Genomic DNA, 908 nt, shown 5'->3' with positions numbered 1-908 from the left:
CCCCCGCGTGCACCGGAGGTGGGTTCAGCCAGCAAGGGCCAGCCGAGGTACTCGGCGAGCTCACGGGCGCGCGGTCCCACGCCATCGACGCTGTCTCCGGCTACGACCAGGCCCCGCTCGGTGGCCCCGTCCCCCTCCTGGCTCCGGCGTGCCGGTCGGGGCTGGTAGCCGCCGGTCCTGCGGGCCTGGGAGGACGGGGGCTTCGCGCTCGTCCCGCCCCACCGGCGGCTATCCTCACCCTCCGCCACAGCCGCCACGGCCGCCCGCAGGTAGTCGCAGGCCGCGCCGTCGTCCTCGGCCGGTAACGCCAGCGGCGGGCGGAAGCGGATATTGACCTGCGCCGGACCGGGGTCATTGGTCAGCCACCCGCGCGCGGCCTCGACGGCGCGGCGCAGCTGTCCACCAATGGCCGCTGCCCCGCGCTCCTGGCCCAGGTCCGCGCTCAGGTCCGCGGGCAGGTCGACGACGGTGCGCACCGCGCGGCCGAAGATGCCGGTCTGCTCGGTGGTCTGGTTGGCCCCGGTGCCAACGAGCTCGTGAGGCCGGTCGGCGGAGATGACGAGCATGGGGACCCCGGCCGCGTCCGCCTCAGCCACGGCGGGGTGCAGGTTGGCGACGGCGGTGCCGGAGGTCGTGATGACGGCAGCCGGTCGACGCCAGTCATCCACCAGAGCGGCGCGGGCGATACCGAGCGCCACGAAGCCGGCGCTGCGCTCATCGACGACCACGCGCACGCGGACGAGCCCTGCCTGCTCGGCAGCAGCCAGGACCGGGACAAAGGGCGCGCTGCGCGAGCCTGGGGCCAGGACGACGTCATGCACGCCCAGCCGGATGAGGCTGAGGACCACCTGGAGCGCGGCGTGGACCGAGGCAGGCAGGGGCGCCGCGCTGCGGTCCGCGGCCGCCTG

General features: G+C 75.6%; 1 protein-coding gene. It reads right to left on the bottom strand.

Features of this window, described 5'->3' with window-relative positions:
• Window positions 1-821: thiamine pyrophosphate-binding protein (locus HMPREF0058_RS11440; protein WP_345908472.1), on the bottom strand; the 821-nt coding region annotated here is incomplete at its 3' end.
• Window positions 822-908 lie beyond the last annotated feature (87 nt).

The sequence above is a fragment of the Actinomyces urogenitalis DSM 15434 genome (assembly GCF_000159035.1).
Classification (GTDB): Bacteria; Actinomycetota; Actinomycetes; order Actinomycetales; family Actinomycetaceae; genus Actinomyces; species Actinomyces urogenitalis.
This window is presented reverse-complemented; position numbering and strand designations above follow the sequence as displayed.